Source organism: Psychrobium sp. 1_MG-2023, assembly GCF_030689115.1.
Lineage (GTDB): Bacteria > Pseudomonadota > Gammaproteobacteria > Enterobacterales > Psychrobiaceae > Psychrobium.
In genome coordinates, this window is the sequence record NZ_JAUYVJ010000018.1 from 47,352 (window position 1) to 64,862 (window position 17,511).

The window sequence follows — 17,511 nt, forward strand, 5'->3', positions numbered from 1 at the left end:
GGTATTGTTGTGACGGTGAATAAGGCGATTATTGAAAACTTTCCCACTAAATATTGGCAAGCGCTGGATGACGGGCGCGTGCGCTGTGATGTCTGCCCACAGCACTGCACTTTAAGAGAGGGAAAACGAGGCAGCTGTTTTGTGCGTAAGCATCACCAAGGGGGGATTGTCCTAACTAGCTATGGCCGCTCGTCGGGATTTTGTATTGACCCTATTGAAAAGAAGCCCCTAAACCATTTCTTACCCGGTAGCAGTGTTTTATCCTTTGGCACTGCTGGCTGTAATTTAAGCTGCCAGTTTTGTCAAAACTGGGATATTAGTAAGTCGCGCCAGCTTGATAGTTTATGTGATAACGCACTGCCTGAGCAGCTTGCTCAGGCCGCATCCCATTATGGATGTCGCAGTTTGGCATTTACTTATAACGATCCGGTTATCTTTCTTGAGTACGCCATTGATACGGCCATTGCCGCAAAGGCAAAAGGCATTAATAGTGTTGCAGTGAGTGCTGGTTATATTTGTGATGAGCCGCGTGTTGAGTTTTTTCAGCACATGGATGCCGCCAATATTGATTTAAAGTCTTTTAGCGAACAGTTTTATCATAAGGTTTGTCATGCGCATTTACAGCCCGTGTTAGAGACCTTATTGTATTTGAAGCACGAAACCACGGTGTGGTTTGAAATTACCAATTTGCTGATCCCCGGTGAGAATGATAGTGAGGCAGAGCTTAATCTAATGTGTCAGTGGATCGCAGAGAACTTAGGCTCAGATGTTCCTTTACATTTTTCGGCATTTCACCCTGACTTTAAAATGCTCGATAAACCTGTGACACCGTTAGCGACATTACAAAAAGCGAGAAATATCGCGCTATCTTATGGCTTACATTATGTCTATTGTGGCAATGTTCATGATAGTGAATCCGACTCGACCTATTGTCCGCAGTGCCATCAGCGCGTGATTGAACGAGATTGGTATCAGTTGGGAAGATATCAGCTAGATGCTAAAGGGCATTGTCAGCACTGTGGTTATACGATCGCTGGTTATTACTCGGGAGATAAGGGGACCTTTGGCAGCCGGAGAATTCCGATTAGTATGACCTAAACCTTGTTGCAAACTGGGAGCTTATGGCCGATGGAGCATCGATAAGTCAATCGTGAAATTATGCTGTCATGGGCTTGTAACTATTTAATCTCAACTAAAGCGACTCGCTGGGCATCATCATGGCCAGTGATTTCTGTGATCTCTTGGCCATCTATTACAATAATGTCCTGAGCTACGCCCTCAAATATCTTATTGCGATAGGTTGTTATCCTGACCTTGCTATCGCGGTTATAGTCAATTGGTTTAAACCCACGAGGTATCCCCAAGATTTTTTATTTACAATCAATCTTTTATACTTAATCGTTTTATATCGCCCTCTAACGCTTCCATTTTGGCAATCCGGAGTTCATTTTGTGGTGTGACATCAAAATGCCAAATTAAATTACCTTGCTTGATTAACTCGACAAGGGGCTGTTTTGTCTGTGTTTGAGCGGTGTTATTGAGAGGGAGTCGCCAAATATACTCATTTTTCGACCACGATGATTGCCAATAAAGCGCATTATTTTTAATGCGAATATTAAGCAATTGGTTTGTTTGTTCAGGCGTTAAGCTCGCCAGCGTTTGCGTTGAGCCTTGGAGCGTTTCTGCACTATAAAGAGTGTTATCAACGAGGGTTAACCACTGCTGGTTTACAAGATCAAAATACACAAATCTCGCGTTAATATCAGTAATACTCAGCAATTGCCCCTGAATGTTATAGGTCGCTAGCTGAGTACCATCAAAGGCAAAGAAATGTTCGTTACTGAGCCAGCCGATATTGATAATGGGCTGCGAAAAGGTGGTGCTCAGTTCATTCACCACACTATTACGATTATAAATCACTAAATTCATATCACGATTAGACAGTAGCATTGATAGGTCTGGTCGCCATTCAAGAAACGATACATATTCATAGCCCTGATGATGTGATAAGCGTGTTACTTGATCATTCGCATGTAAATAAACCTCACAAATACCACTACGGCGTGACATAAACGCTGTCTCACCCACACGGTTACTAACCGGCAAATAGTCGATACTTGACGTGGAAAAAATGGGATCTTGTTGCTGATCACGAATATTGACCTGCCAGCTTTCAACAGAGGTAAAAATATCTCCGGCATTATCGATTGATAAACTAGTGTACAACCCTTGTGCTGTATAGCTCACTTGATATTGACCTCCATCAAGTGTTTTAGCCATGAGGCCATGCCGCTGGCTTTCGTTATTGGTAATGACAGCTTTAGTCGCAGGGTTAAATGCAGCGAGCCAGATGGGGTAATCCCACTTCATGACTGCATTGCCTGTTTCTGAAACCAACGTACTAGTGTGGTCACGATGGTTTATCAGATAATAGACCTGTTGATCCCAAGCTTTTACCACCCCTTTATAATGAGAATGGCTAGGCTTTTTTACTATCACTTGTGAGAATTGATTTGTTTTGACATCATAAAGCTGGGGAGTGAACTGGTGCCCTTTTTTTATTGAAACAATCAATTGCTCATTGTTTTTCCACACTGGAGCTCGTGCCGACTCACAGGTTAGTGCCGGTGCTTGCTGCAGCGTTTGCCCTTGCGCGTTCGCTAAGATCAAGTCGCATTTATCCTCACGGTAGCGCCAATAAGCGAGTGTGGTTTGTTCTGGGTGCCACACAGGAAAAGCGACACGATAATCGGACGGGACTTGAAACTTTATATCGCCAGCTTTATTGGTGATATGTAAGTTGTGTATGTCTTTAATATAGGCCATCAAGTCGTGTTGTCTATGCACCGCTACATCAAACTCTAAACCGAGTTGGTAGCTAATATCGTGAATTTTATATTGTGGTGGTTCGGTCGTCTTTTCCTTAAAGAAAGAAACTATGATGACAAAGCTTACCAACAGAATGACTGTACTTAACCCAAACCATAAACGTCGGGGCTGAACCGTATCACTGTGGGACGTGCCATTATCATTTTCGTTCGCGCAGGCCACTTCGACTGAGGCAATAAAGCAATACCCTTTCTTAGGTAGCGTTTTGATAAATTTAGGTGACTTCGATGAGTCGTTGAGTAACTTACGCAATTTAGCCAGTGGCTGATAGAGGCTATTAGTTTCAACGACCGTGTTTGGCCACAATTGTTGTTGAATTGATTCTTTACTAAGAACTTGCCCTTGATGTTCGACCATTAATAGTAACATCGCGGCGACTTGCGGTTCCAGCTTATGGCGTTGACCACTCGCTAATTCAACTAATGCATCTTCATCGACAATAAAGACAAAGCCATCAAAGTAAAATTGCCTCGAAGATGAGTGCGTTATCAGAGGAAATGCTGCTGGAAAAGTATTTTGATGCATGTGTTTTTTAAGTTGACCGCTTTCTGTGCTAAAAATACCTGCATTGAGCATAAAGTCAATATTTATCAGGCTTTCATTAGCTTTAATAAGAAAAAAATAAGAACTTTTAAGTACTGTTTTTGTTTCAATAATGGCTGTTTAAATTTTTAATAGGTGGTCTCGTGAAGCATTCTTCAGCCCGGTCATTAATGACAATATTTTTCTCAGGGGCAATGATTTCTCCAGTGGTTTTTGCCAGTAATACAATAACGCTTGACGGTAAATTAACCGAAAGCCAATGGCAAAAAGCGACACATTACGATGAGTTTTACAAGGTTGTGCCAGCGACCTTGGAGTCAACTAATAACAAGGTCAATGCTCGTGTTTTTACTAATGAACAGGGTATTTATTTAGGCTTTATTAATTATCAGGCAAAAGGGGATAGAAAGAAACAGTACAACCTGCAAGACGATTTTGTGCAAGCAGACTTTAACCGTTTTGTTATCGATTTTTCCGGTGATGGTAGTGGTGCTTATCAATTTGTTGTCGCGCTTGGTGATGGTGTGCAAGACGCTGTACTCACGCCGCAATTAACAACCGACTCGGATTGGGATGGTGCGTGGGAGTTTGCCATTGATGAAAATGATGATTACTGGTCAAGTGAAGTGTTTATTCCGTGGCATAGTGTCTCGTTTAAAGCACAGCTTGATGATCAGGGGCAGTCTAGCATTGGTGTTTCATTGCAGCTTTATGATTTGGCAACCAATCATATCTACGCTTCTCAACAGCAAACAACGGGGAATAGTGACTTCTACTTAAACATGCCGAAAATTAAGGCGAAGATCCCGCAAAAACAGCAACTGGCGTTTATTCCCTACGTAACACAGCAGCATGATGTACTGAGCGACGAGAGCACGACTGATGTAGGTTTTGATTTAATTTATAAGCCAAACCACCATCAAAAAGTCAGTCTCGCGGTCAATCCTGACTTTGGCCAAGTTGATAGCGATGAAATCGATTTAAATTATTCCGCTGTTGAGACCCTACGCACCGATAAGCGTCCATTCTTCACTCAAGATATTAACGTATTTAATGTTCAGGCTGGTCGAGATACTAAACTGATTCATACTCGCCGCATAGGTGGAGGCAGTGATGATGGCCAAACAAATATTACACCCATTGATGCTGCGGTGCGTTTTGTACATCAAGGAGAGGCATTACAATTTGGCGCGTTTGCTGTGTCCGAAGATGAATTAAGCAATGATATTGGCAAAGATTTTTATGCGGGTCGGATTAAATATCGGAGTGAACAATGGCAATCGGGGATATTAGCAACCAGTGTCAACCGTCCTGGGCTTGATCGCAAAGGTGCGACTGCGGCTTGGGATAGTCAATATCAAAGTGAAACTTGGTCATTTCAGAGCGCGTTTTTACAATCAAAGATAGAGCAACAGCAGCAAACTATTCAAGGGTATGGTTTTTCAGGCAGTGCCAAATATCAGTTTGATCAAAATATCGATCTATCTGCAAGTTACTTACGCTTAGACGATCGCTTTGACAATAGCGACCTCGGTTACATTATTCGTAATAATTGGCGTTACAGTGATATTAATTATAACCATTCGATTAACCTTGAAAATTCATTGTTTAGTCGAGTTAAACATGGGCTTAAGGCCAGTTATGAAAGTAATGATCATGGCATGAAACTACGTGCTCAGCAGCAATATACGACATCGTTATTGCTTAATGATGGTGCGCAGTTAAATACCACATTGACCTACTTAACTAGCGGCATGGAAGATAATATTGGTCATCAAGTCGACCCGTTTAGCTATCCTGCCCACCTAGGCGCTCGGATATTTTATGCGAGTCCTTATACTGGTTGGTTTAGCTGGGCGGCGAGTTATCAAAACGATCAAGAAGGTTTTGGTGGTCACGCTCAGCAATATGCGGTCGATATGACGTTGATGCCGCATCCGAATTGGAATATTAAGTTTAATAATTTCTTTAGGACGGGTGACGGTTGGGCTATCGCTACTGGAGATAATCAGGTCACCCAATATGATCGCGATTTCTTTGTTAACCATATTCGAGTGACTGGCCTGTTAAGAGAGAACTTAGAGCTAAGTTTTAATTTGCAGTGGGCGATTTTAGAAGCGAAAGCCAAAGATCATTACCATGTTAGGGATCGTCTATTAGCTCGCAGCGAGTTTGTAGGTAAAGACCTTGAAGATAAGCGCTTCACTAGTCAGGTTAAATTGCGCTATCGCTTAGGGGCCTATTCAGATATTTACTTAGTTTATAGTCGCGGTGGTGTCGACTTCCAACAAGAGGTTGGCAGCCGTCCTTGGTTACGTAGCCTCAATACACTGTGGCAAGAGCGAGATCAAGACCAAATAACGGCTAAGATTCGATATATGTTTTAACGATACTCAAATAATAGAGTTGGTATAAAACAACTAACTGCTATGTAAACGAATAAATAGAGACAAGCGCAAAGCCTGTCTCTATTTGTTATTTTGGTTTATAGCGGTTGATTCACTTAGAAACTAACAGAAAGCTCGGGTGAACAGTTCGTAGTTTGATCGTCACATACTTTGTAAGTGTAAGTTCCTGATGGGCGCTTTAGTGTGTCAGTGTAATCACCATCATTTGCAGTGGTCGCTTTTAATTGTCCGTTGCGATAGATACCAACAGACGCTGTACTTGCGCCACTCCATGATAAGGTTATTCGTTGTTTTCCTTTAGCATTTTCAGTTGATATACTCATTGAAATATCGCCTGCTGGTGGCGGTGGTGGTGGTGTTCCCCCTCCAGCACAGCCTTGTTGAGTTAGGTAATTATCCGCTGCTGCAACTTTAGCAATACCATAACCAAAATAAACATCTTTACCTGACTGTCCTGCATCATAAGCTGTTGTTTTTAATGCGCCTCTAATTTCAGTACCAGTACAGTCACTGTGATTTGACCACAATAATGCAGCTAAGCCTGATACGGCAGGTGTCGCCATTGATGTACCACTCATTAAACCGTAATTAGAAGTGCCAATATTAATACTTACATTGTTTGCTGAGTATAATAATGTCGCATCTTCCATTGCCGCTCCAACGGCTGGAATAGTTGTGCTATTTGTCTCTCCAAGGGTCGCGTATAACATACCTGGCTCATTGTTGATAATAACAGCGCCTAGTCCTCCTGAGTTCTCACAGTTACTAACTTTATCGTGAAAAGAAATATTGCCACGGTCGATAACACATATTTTGCCATTAGCATTGGCATCTTCTGTCTCGGCTGTGCCCATATAGAAGGTCGCGGCACTGATATCCCCTGCATTTTCCATGGCAGAGGTTTCGAGGTATTGTCCGTCGGCATTTAACGTTGCGGTTGTCGCTAAATCAGCGGGGTAGGTAGAGAGTACGTCAACGCCGCCAGCGGTGATCTCGACACAAATTGTTTCGTCATCGGTCGTTTGACGGTTGCGACCACGACCTGTTGTGACAGTACAACTAGGAAATTGTGAAAAGCTCGCGATATTGTTGTTTGAGTCATTTGCACCAACCATCATTACTGATGAATAGCCAGCGGGGTAAGAGCGTACGTTGTTACCATCATTACCGGCAGCTGCGACCACTAAGCCACCGGTCTCTGTAAAGCTCTTAAATGCATTTTCCTCTGTCGAATTGGCTCCGCCACCACCTAAACTCATGCTGATAATGTTTGCACCCGCGCTACTACATTTTTGAGCGGCATGTGCGAGATCTGAAGAATAACCCCAACCGTCAGCATTGAACACTTTAATAATATGCATTGGCACACCAGGAGCCATTCCAACCACACCTTCATTGTTATTTTCAGCGCCAACTGTACCAGCGACGTGCGTGCCGTGAGGGCCACCATGCTCATCCCAGTTACCCGTACCTGAATCATTGTCTCCGGTAATATTATTCCAATTAAAATCTGAGTTTGAGCGGTCAAGCCCTGAGTCGATAATACAGACCTTAGTGGCTGTATTGGTTTGGTAAGTTAACTGGTCAGCTTGAGACTGATAGATTGAATAAGGAGTGACCTGTGTAACACTAGGATCTCCTGCATCATCATTAAATGCTGCAAAAGGAATTCGGCGTTGGTCCTCTTCGATAAGCGTAATATGGGGGTTCTTTAGCAAGCCTTTTACCTGAGTCAGGCTTTTACCATTAAAGGTTGCCGCAATAAAGCCTTGGGCATCGACCTGCAATTCCCCGCCCATTTTCTTGCTAAGTGCTTTGATTAACCCTTTATGTTGGTTATCCACTTGAATGATGTAACGCTGGTCGGCAGCTTGTGCGGTGAAAGCACAACCTACAGCGATGGCTAGTAAAGATTTTATCGCAATTGACTTCATACTGAGCTCCAAGGCATATTTTATTATTATAGTTTACTCATGTTATTAACATTAATTTAACAACCGTTTGCTCGTTTTGTAAAGAGGCTTGCAAAAGCTTCTGTTATACTGACGGTTAACCCTATGGTGTGAATGAATAAATAAGAGGATTTAATGAAAAAGATATTAAGCATGTTAGCTATCTCAGCTGTGGTTTCAACACCTGCATTAGCCAATAAGCCTGAATGGGCTGGTAATGGTAAACCAACAGCAGAGCAAAAGGCATTGCACAAAAAAGCAATGGCGGAAAAGAATAAGGCCGAGCAAAAACTTAAAGAGTCGAAAGCTCAAGCAAAAGACAAATACAACAAACTCAAAGAGCAGGGTCAAAAAGAGTTTGATAAGCAGCGCTCAAACGTTGAGAAGAAAGTCAGTGAAACCAGTGCAAAAGTTAATCATGGTTTAGAAAAGCAGAAACAGAAAAAACTTCAGCAGCTTGAGAGCCAAAAAAGTAAGGCATCAGAAAAAGCGAAAGAAGCAACCGCAGAAAAAAGCAAAAAATGGTGGAAATTCTGGGAGTAAATTGAGCCCCCATATCTAACTTATTGGCACCAACGAATACCCATGGCACTATATTTTACCTAACGCTTTTAGGTTGCAGTTGGTACCGCTTTGTTACCAATAATAACTGTACGACAGACTTAATTCTGAGGCACCATCATAACGATATTGGGTGCGAACATCCCAACTTTTAGCATCACCAAAGCGCTGCTCCCAGTTTATTGAATGACTGTGTTGTTCCGTATTATCTAAATAATAGTGATAGCCGACAGAAACTGAAGTACGCCAGTAAGGTGTTAATTGGGATACTAACCCACTTTTAATACCTGCTTTAAGGTGACCCCTTTGTCTATCTGGTACTTGAACCCTTCCGTCTACCATGCTGTAAAAGGCTGTTTGTTCATTGATTCGGTAGCTTTTACCAAATGCGCCCGAGACGTTGGTTACTAAGCAATCGTTACAAGTTAGATCAATATTATGGACGCCTGCACGTAATGACCAGCTGTAACCGCCGTCGCCAGCAAGCCCTGTATTTGAAACGCTCAAGTTTTCAATGTTAAACAAATCCCAGCTCTTGAGCGTCAGCTTGTCATCTTGTGCGATCACCTTTAAATCAAACATGGCTAGGGATGAAAACGGTAAGCGCCCAGCATCGAGCGATAATAAATCGTAATAACTTGCTCTAAAACGTAATTGAAGGCCTGAACCCAACTTATCATTATAGGTTGGCGATAATTGTAACATTGTCGGGTACTGGGATTGATGTGGCGGATTTTTATTGGGCGTTTTCCACGTTGTTTTAGCTGGAGGCAGTGAAAATCGTTGCGCGAGCAACTGTCTTTTCTTTTCTGTATCTTGCTTGCTTAACTCGCTTTGGCTAATTTTTAAAAAGCTATAATAGTCAAAAAGTGTATCGATAACCCGGTTTTTCTCTAATAAGCTCAAAGGGCTTAAACTTTCTTTTAGTGACGTGCTATTGGTTGAGGCAATAGCTTTTACAGTAGACTGTTCTTCTCTATTTAATTGATGGTATTTATTACTTAAGGACTCTTGTCTTGATTCATGACGACGAATCTTATCAACAACACTGCCCCCTGAAGGTTTTTCTTTCGTGATACCTGAGATGACGTCATAAGGCATAACCCACGGCTTGTTATCATTCATTAACGGCAGATCGACTACTAACTCTAATAGCTTGGCTATTTGATAAGCACAGTTTTGCTTAAAAAAGTAATAGGTAAAGGTTTGAGTTTTTAACTCCCAGTGGTGAGCTAGCAGAAATGTAATATCATTTTGGGTTAAGTTGAGTTCGTATTCCCATAAATCCCTGAGTTCGGATTCATTATAAATATGGCTATGGCGGTGGAACTCTTCAGATGAAAATCGCGCTTGGTAGCCACCAAGTATACCTAATGTTATATATTTTAATTTGTTTTCTTTAGGCGGCACCATCGCCCCATAGTTAAAGGTATTCTCTAATAATTCATTATTATTATTTTTGAGCTTTAGCAGTAAGTGCCCGTACATGGAGGCTGGATTGCCTAGGTAGCCAGATGCATAGACCAAACTAATTTGATCTGCATGATTATCGATACGATGCTGTTTATACTCGGTACAGTTAACTGGAGGAAGCTGGCTTGTAAGTTTAGGAAGCTTGCCAATCAGCCACAATCTTCTCGCTGGAAAACGACATTGTGCAGATTTATTGTCATCGTCAACCTTGACTTGCATTTCAGAAATGGTGGCCTGTAGCTCGTGTAAAGGTGAGCTTTTACCTTCTTTAGCGATAAAAAAACTATCCGAGGTTACTTCACTTCTTAGTGAAGAAAGAAAACCTGTTTCATAATGTCCTAACTTTAACCAAGTAGGGTGCGTAGCTAACAGTTGTAATTGCTCGGTGGTATAAACGGCTGACGACTGTGGCGCGGCTAAAGCTGGGGCAGCTAGATAAAGGTGGCAAAGCAGCAACACTAACTTGGTAATCGATTTCATGTGGTATTAAGTTCTATAGAAAATAAAAGGCAGCCGCTGAGGCTGCCTTGTCTTAATGATTAAACGTTTAAATCTAATTCGTTAGATTAAAGCGCTCTTGCAACAAGAGTGTTGTAGTACATCTCGGCTTTTTGTGCAGGAGTGGTGTTAGCGTAGTTTGCATTGCTAACAACTGTTGCCATATCGCTACGAACATTAGTTAAAACGTCTTGGCGAGATGCTTGGTCAACTTCTAATAGGTCAAGCATTGCATTTAAATGCTCGCCTTGGCCTTGTGCAGTTTCTTCGATGATGTTGTTATAGCTTTGCTTAATAAACATTGCTGTTTTAGCTTTTGCGCCTGCACAGTTTTCTACAGATGAAATTTTACTTGATACAGCTGTAGTACCTAAATCCCAAATGATGTTTGAAATTGCAGCTGCCGCACCATTGTTATCAAAAACCATTGCACCGATACCACAGTGTTGCCATGGGTTAACGTTCTGCTCACTGGCTTGAGTAGTCGGGGCTAAAAGAGTTGCTACAACTGCAACTGGAGCGATAAATTTCAACATATTTTTTCCTTAAATGTTTTTGTTTTGTACATTAATATTAATTACTAACGTGGCGACAATACCTTAAACTTAAGTTTGATGCAAAGTTGTCTCTCTGAGTTGTTTGCTTTTTACGCTAGGCGGTGATTTGGTTAATATTAATTTCTATTTAGAATATCAGAGTTAATAAAATATTTTATTACACTTTATTGGTGACTCTTCTCGCATCCCTGCTTGTGTGTTGTTGACTTTCGTCGCAAATTCTAGAGTATAGCCGCGTAACTTATTTTTCCTTATAGCACTAGGTAAGCGAATGATTAATCGTGTACCAAAACGCTAATAAAATAGAGAATTTTTCATGAAAAAATCGTTAATTGCGGTTGCGCTTACAGCAACCTTTTTAGGTGGCTGTGGTACATCTGAACTGACACAGCAACAAGAGAAGCAAGCAACAGTCGTTGCTAAAAAGGCTGAGCTAGGTAGCTTTGGTGTTGACTTAAGCGCTCGAAATGAAGCGGTTAAACCAGGTGATGACTTCTTTATGTACGCCAGTGGTACATGGTATGACAACTACGAAATGCCAGCGGATAAAACACGTTTTGGCGCATTCACCGGTCTTGCTGAGCGTAGTGAAAAGCAAGTTAAAGAAATCATCGATGATATCGTTAGCCGTAGCGACTTAAATGCAGAAGAGCAATTAGTCGCTGACTTTTACAAGTCATACATGGACACCGACACCATTAATAAATTAGGCATCAGCCCGATTCAAGCAACCCTTGATAAAATTGCTACGATTGAAAATACTGATCAATTAACGCAAGTATTTGGTTCTGCTGGGCAGATTGGCGCGACAACACCAATTGGCGGTTGGATGGGCTTTAACCGCATCGATCCTAATCAATATGAAATGTCAGTGGCTGCTGGTGGTTTAGGTTTACCGGATCGTTCTTATTATCTTGTTGATAGTGAACGTTTTGCTAAAACACGTGACGCTTATGTTGCTCATATCGCTGAAATGCTAGCGTATGCTGGTTTAGATAATACAACCACGCGTGCACAGGCTATCTTAGCGTTAGAAACTAAAATTGCTCAAGGCCATTGGCCTCGTGAAAACCGTCGTAACCGCGATTTAACCTTAAACCAAATCAAACGTAGCGATTTAGCTAAGCAATACCCTGGTTTTAATTGGGATATTTATTTTGCAGAAACAGGCTATAAGGTTCCTCACCAATTAAATGTTACTCAACCTGAGCCAATTAAGGCGATGATTGAGTTGGTGAATAACGAAAGTTTAAGCGTTTGGCAAGATTACTTAACCTTCCATACGATTAGCAACAGTGCTGGCTTTTTGACTGAAGAAATTTCAGCGAAGAGTTTTGCCTTTTACGGCAAAGAGCTAAGAGGACAGCAGGAACAACGTCCGCGTTGGAAGCGTGCTGTGTCACAAATGTCTAGTTCGCAATCACTCGGCATGGCGATTGGTAAAGTGTACGTTAAGCGTTACTTCCCAGAGTCGTCTAAGCAGCAAATGGCTGAGTTAGTTGAAAACTTACGTACTGCACTAGGCCAACGTATCGACGGTCTCGATTGGATGGGTGATGAAACGAAAGTTAATGCGCGTGCCAAGCTTGCAGCATTTACCCCTAAAATTGGTTACCCAGATGTATGGCAAAAATTTGATGGTTTAACATTATCAAACAATGATCTTGTTGGAAATATTAACAATATTCGTCAGTTCTTCCACGAGCAAAGTGTTAGCAAAGAATTGAAGAAGACAGACCGTAACCGTTGGGGTATGACACCACAGCGCGTTAATGCGTATTACAACAGCTCATTTAATGAGATTGTCTTCCCAGCAGCGATCTTACAACCGCCATTCTTTGATCCAAATGCAGACGCTGCGGTTAACTATGGTGGCATTGGTGCGGTAATTGGTCACGAGATGGGCCACGGCTTTGATGATCAAGGTTCAAAATCTGATGCTAACGGTATTCAACGCAACTGGTGGACTGATGCGGATCGCGCAGCGTTTGATGCTAAAGCGGACCAGTTAGCGGCGCAATATAGCAAATATGAACCTATTCCGAACAACTTCGTTAATGGTCGTAACAGCTTAGGCGAAAACATCGGTGATGTTGGCGGTCTAGCGATGGCTTACCACGCATATAAGCTAAGCCTGAATGGCAAAGAAGCACCTGTGATTGACGGTGTGACTGGTGATCAACGTTTCTTCTTAGCATGGGCGCAAGTCTGGAAAGAAAAGCGTACTGAGAAAAGCATGCTAAGCCAGCTTCGCGGCGGTACACATGCACCGGGTCGTTTCCGTGCTCAAGCACCACGTAACCATGATGCATGGTACAAAGCGTTTGATGTTAAACCGGGCGATAAGTTGTATTTATCACCTGAAGAGCGTGTGCGTATTTGGTAGTCACAAACTAACCAAACTTATATTGGTTTAACATAAGATTGAAAACCAGTTAGTAGCAATATTAACTGGTTTTTTATATCAAATCCTTTAATAAATATATACTTTGCCCGACTGTAACTTTCAGTTAAGATGAACTGGTTTTTCGCTTATCGAATGTGCCTTATGTTTTGTCGACTGCTTTTACCATCGTTATGTTTAATCTTTTCTTCACTGGTTTTTCAGTCAGCTCATGGTAGTGAGGTTGAAAAATTTAAACAGTCCTTTTCCAAATCCGTTGAAAAAAAGCTTAAGGAATACGATATCCCAGGCGGTGCCTATGTCATTGTTAAAAATAATCAGATTGTTGCGCTAGAGACCTTTGGTCATACCGATAATGCGAAATCACACCCTGTGAATAGTGAGACTGTTTTTCGTTTAGCGTCTGTCTCAAAAACGTTCGCTGCGACGCTCACCACGATGCTGGCGCAAGAGCAGCGCTTAGACTTATCTGATCCTGTGACCAAATATGTACCGAAGTTTGCGTTAGCTAAGCAAGGTGCTGCTGATAAAATTCAGCTCAAGCATTTATTAAGTCACTCAAGCGGCCTAATGCGAAATGCTTATGATAATTTACTTCATGAGAATTGGAGTATGGAAAAGGTTGTCAGCCGCTTCAAGCATATCGATCCGATTTGTCGTCCGGCCAAGTGTTATGGTTATCAGAATATTGCTTATGGTTTTCTTGAGCCTGCGATTGAAGCGAGTCAAGGGCAGAGTTATGAGGAACTTCTTCAACAGCGAGTCTTTTCACCGTTAAAAATGACCAACGCGTCAGTGGGTATTGATGTGTACAAAACACAAGATAATACGGCAAAACCGCATATTCTTCGCAAGCGAATCGATACTGGTAAAAGGGACAGTCAGGGCAGGAAAATTAACCGCTATGTCTGGCGAACTGTTAAGGTGTCACCGGACTATTACAAGGTTGCGCCTGCTGCAGGGGTTAACGCCAGTATTACTGATTTAGCAAAATGGCTGGTGGCTAACTTAGGCCATAACCCAGCAGTACTGCCTCCTGAATTGCTCACGGAATTAACCACGCCTCGAATTAAAACAAAACGAGATCTACGTCGTCGCCATTGGCGTGACCTACTAACCGATGCTCATTATGGTTATGGTTGGCGAATTTATCAGTTAAAAGAGTTTCCGGTTATTTATCACGGTGGTTGGGTTGCGGGTTTTCGTGCCGATATTGGTTACTCTCCCACGTTAGACCTTGGCTTTGCGGTGTTAATAAACGCCGAGTCGAGTGCTATCAGTGAAATATCAAGCAAGTTCTGGGGGCAGGCTGGGCAATTAGCCCTTATTGATGTTAATAAGGGCTAAATACACTCTAGTAAACAATAGGTAACTCGCAACTAATCTAAAAGTCGCTTTTTTTATGATAGTGTTGCGTGCGGTCCAAACACCTCGTAATGAATTCTCTCTGGGTTTACCCCTAATTCTTGTAACGTATTGTTGGCAAATTGCATAAAGCCCACTGGGCCACACAAATAGAAGTCACCATCAGTCAATGGGAGCTCGATTGCGTTAAAGTCGATTAAACCTTGGTGGATGTGTTCACTGTTTGGCACACCTTTTCCGTTATACCATGTGTGGTGCTGCCAGTGATTGATTTCACAAAGCTCAGCGGTACGCTGGTTAAAGCTGTGTTGCGCCGAATTCTCACAAGCGTGAATATAAGTCAGTGGTTGTTGATATTTTTTCGCGGCAAGTGTTTCTAACATCGCTTGCATTGGAGTAACCCCAACCCCCGCTGAGATTAACACCACAGGAGATTGTTTGTCTTGAAAGAAGAAATCGCCGGTCGGTGGACGTAAATCCACGCTATCACCCACTTCTAAATTATCGTGAATATAATTAGACACGATACCATCAAATTGACCTTGTTCGCGCTTCACTGAAATTCGGTAGCTTGCGCCATTAGGGGCTGTGGAAAGCGAATATTGACGAATCTCAATATTTTCGGATGTGTCTGGAGTTAGCTCAATGCTGATGTATTGGCCGGGCTCAAACGTCATCACTGGTTGGCAATCATTTGGCTCAAATATAAAGCTAGTAACGAGCTCAGACTCCTTGACCTTTCTAATGACAGTAAAAGCTCGCTTACCGTGCCAGCCTCCTTTAAGCTGTGCGCGTTCCTTATACAGTTCACTTTCGCGGTCTATGAATAAAGAAGCTAATAGACCGTAAGCTTTAAGCCACGCCGCTTCAACCTGAGGGCTGAATAAGTCTGGGATCAGTTCACGCAAAGTTTCAATAAGATGATGACCAACGATATCATAATGCTCAGGTTCGATATTAAAACTAGTGTGTTTATGTGCGATTCTCTCCACGGCAGGCTTTAATACAGACAGGTTATTAAGGTTTTTAACGTAAGCAATAATCGCTTCAAATAAAGCTACTTTTTGTCGCCCAGTATGTTGATTGCTCATGTTAAAAATATCTTTTAATTCGGTATTATGGCTGAACATACGTCGGTAAAAATGATCTGTGACGGCGCTGCCACCTTCTTCGAGTTGAGGGATGGTGCTTTGCACTAGTTTAATTTCTTGAGTTGAAATCATAATTTACTCCAAAAGTTAGTAGTTATTGTCGCGGGCTGGTTAGAATTGGCCAGTACACGAATAGAAAAATAAGACTCGATATCACCCATAAACTCGCACTGATATTCCAAGCAAGTAATGAGTAATCTAAGAGGGGAAGTAGTACTCTGACTACAGCAGCGATGACCATCAAAATAAACAACACGGTGATAGCTGGCTTGATGGTTAATGCTCGTCCGGTATGACCTAGAGAGACGCGGCCCATCATGGCAAATATCATATTGGCAATGGCGCCTAAGGTGATAACGTGCAGTGCATTGCTAAAGGACAGGCTGTGGCTAAAATAGCTGACACCCAACGCGATAAGCCCTAATGCCATCATCAAGTAAGACAGATGCAGCGACCATAGCAGGGGGACGGCAATAGTTTTTAGGCTGTACCAGCGAGACATTCTTAACAAGTGAAGAAGGCCTGCTAGGATCATTAATGGCGCTGGCGTAAACGGTAAAGCGACAAAGCCGCTCATGATGAAAAAGGTTATACCGAGCACTGAAACAGGCAACAGCATAAGCTCGATCACAGTGTGAGGGGCAGCTTGTGGAGTGTTAGCTCCTCGGGCGGTAAAAAAAGGAATAACACGGCCGCCAACAACCCCCATCAAGAGCGTAAACATAAGTACGGCAGATTTGGCTAAATGCAGTGCTGTACTGAACTCTTCGATCATGGCGAGGATTAACATGCTGAGATTAGCCAGAGCTAGCGCTGTTAGTAGGAAAACAAATAAGTAATTACGACGATTTTTTGCACTAACAACTTGGTGGGTAAAGCCGACAATGGCAATCAGCCACCACAAAGATTGCGCAATAATCGCAATAGATACACTGTTTTCTGTGTTGATGAATAAACCCGCTCGGACTGATAGCCATAGCAACATCATGATGATAATTGGACGACCACTGAGGCTAGGTCTACCAGTCCATGTTTGCGAGGCTGTTAAAATAAACCCTACTGCAACCGTCGCTGCAAAGCCAAAGAGCATCTCGTGGGTGTGCCACAGAGTTCCAGGTAATATTTGACTGTCTTGGCTGCCAAAAACAGAATAACCGTTGAGTAGCAGTAGCCAGATGATTAAGCTAAAGGCTGACGCAAGCGTTGCACTTAAGAAAAATGAACGAAAGGCCAGTTGCCAGAGCGGATGAGTCGTTGAGTCTGGTTGCTTTGTTGTTATTGGTTCTGAAATATTCATTTAAAAATCCTTACAACCTAAGCCATATGCGCCGATACAACGAATGACATACCCCAGCTTAAAACTCGCGGCAAACAACATAGTTGCAATGTGCGCGAAAACTTGAACTGAAAGAGAAAAAGATTGTTCAAACTGAAAAGTAACCAATAAACAGATCGTTGTGATGAGTAGTGAGACCAACATAGTCCAGTTACCAACAAGGATGCATCGTTGAAAATTTACTTGACTGACGTCTAGCAACGGTTGTCTAGGCATAAAAAATTGTGCGTGCATTAGGTTTATCCATCTAAAAATTGCTTAATACTACTAATCGCTATATCAATATTGATGCCAAAAGTTTTTATTGTTAATTTTCAGCGGTTTAGTTGTTTGTTTTGTTTTGTTGAGTCATAATGACTCTATTGATTGCGTTG

General features: G+C 42.2%; 13 protein-coding genes. 5 read left to right on the plus strand and 8 right to left on the minus strand.

What is annotated here, in order from left to right:
• Nucleotides 1-15: 15 nt before the first annotated feature.
• Nucleotides 16-1,098: an AmmeMemoRadiSam system radical SAM enzyme gene (gene amrS / locus Q8W26_RS10765; protein ID WP_101215034.1), complete on the plus strand. Its 1,083-nt coding sequence runs from the start codon at nt 16-18 to the stop codon at nt 1,096-1,098.
• Between the two features lie 80 nt (nt 1,099-1,178).
• Here the strand turns inward: amrS and Q8W26_RS10770 are convergent, their stop codons facing one another.
• Nucleotides 1,179-1,364 (minus strand): hypothetical protein, encoded by a 186-nt coding sequence (locus tag Q8W26_RS10770; RefSeq protein WP_101214957.1) that lies wholly within the window; start codon nt 1,362-1,364, stop codon nt 1,179-1,181.
• Between the two features lie 16 nt (nt 1,365-1,380).
• Nucleotides 1,381-3,414 carry a winged helix-turn-helix domain-containing protein gene (locus Q8W26_RS10775; RefSeq protein ID WP_305473343.1) on the minus strand — a complete coding sequence of 678 codons (2,034 nt, stop codon included), beginning with the start codon at nt 3,412-3,414 and terminating at the stop codon, nt 1,381-1,383.
• 161 nt (nt 3,415-3,575) lie between these two features.
• On the opposite strand from Q8W26_RS10775, the gene Q8W26_RS10780 reads away from it, so the two are divergent.
• Nucleotides 3,576-5,819: a DUF5916 domain-containing protein gene (locus Q8W26_RS10780; protein ID WP_305473345.1), complete on the plus strand. Its 2,244-nt coding sequence runs from the start codon at nt 3,576-3,578 to the stop codon at nt 5,817-5,819.
• 116 nt (nt 5,820-5,935) lie between these two features.
• Here Q8W26_RS10780 and Q8W26_RS10785 read toward each other — a convergent pair whose 3' ends face one another.
• Complete coding sequence (locus tag Q8W26_RS10785; RefSeq protein ID WP_101214960.1) at nt 5,936-7,774, minus strand: S8 family serine peptidase; 1,839 nt, start codon at nt 7,772-7,774, stop codon at nt 5,936-5,938.
• A gap of 153 nt (nt 7,775-7,927) precedes the next feature.
• Here Q8W26_RS10785 and Q8W26_RS10790 point away from each other — a divergent pair, with 153 nt between their 5' ends.
• A complete protein-coding gene (locus tag Q8W26_RS10790; RefSeq protein WP_101214961.1) occupies nt 7,928-8,335 on the plus strand; it encodes a hypothetical protein in 408 nt (135 codons plus the stop codon).
• Nucleotides 8,336-8,428: 93 nt separating this feature from the next.
• On the opposite strand, the gene Q8W26_RS10795 is transcribed toward Q8W26_RS10790, so the two are convergent.
• Nucleotides 8,429-10,306, minus strand: coding sequence for a DUF4105 domain-containing protein (locus Q8W26_RS10795; RefSeq protein WP_101214962.1), 1,878 nt, complete (start codon nt 10,304-10,306; stop codon nt 8,429-8,431).
• 86 nt (nt 10,307-10,392) lie between these two features.
• A complete protein-coding gene (locus Q8W26_RS10800; RefSeq protein ID WP_101214963.1) occupies nt 10,393-10,860 on the minus strand; it encodes a DUF3015 family protein in 468 nt (155 codons plus the stop codon).
• A gap of 337 nt (nt 10,861-11,197) precedes the next feature.
• On the opposite strand from Q8W26_RS10800, the gene Q8W26_RS10805 reads away from it, so the two are divergent.
• Entirely contained in the window at nt 11,198-13,267 is a 2,070-nt protein-coding gene (locus tag Q8W26_RS10805) for a M13 family metallopeptidase (protein ID WP_101214964.1), read from the plus strand.
• A 162-nt stretch (nt 13,268-13,429) separates the two neighbouring features.
• On the plus strand, nt 13,430-14,632 hold the full coding sequence (locus Q8W26_RS10810) for a serine hydrolase (protein WP_101214965.1): 1,203 nt from the start codon (nt 13,430-13,432) through the stop codon (nt 14,630-14,632).
• A gap of 53 nt (nt 14,633-14,685) precedes the next feature.
• Here Q8W26_RS10810 and hmpA read toward each other — a convergent pair whose 3' ends face one another.
• The 3 genes from hmpA to Q8W26_RS10825 are packed head-to-tail and all read right to left on the minus strand — an operon-like array spanning nt 14,686 to nt 17,371.
• Nucleotides 14,686-15,873 (minus strand): NO-inducible flavohemoprotein, encoded by a 1,188-nt coding sequence (hmpA, locus tag Q8W26_RS10815; RefSeq protein ID WP_101214966.1) that lies wholly within the window; start codon nt 15,871-15,873, stop codon nt 14,686-14,688.
• Between the two features lie 22 nt (nt 15,874-15,895).
• Nucleotides 15,896-17,098, minus strand: a complete 1,203-nt coding sequence (locus Q8W26_RS10820) for an NnrS family protein (protein ID WP_101214967.1) — start codon at nt 17,096-17,098, stop codon at nt 15,896-15,898.
• Nucleotides 17,099-17,371, minus strand: coding sequence for a hypothetical protein (locus Q8W26_RS10825; protein ID WP_101214968.1), 273 nt, complete (start codon nt 17,369-17,371; stop codon nt 17,099-17,101).
• Between the last annotated feature and the right edge of the window lie 140 nt (nt 17,372-17,511).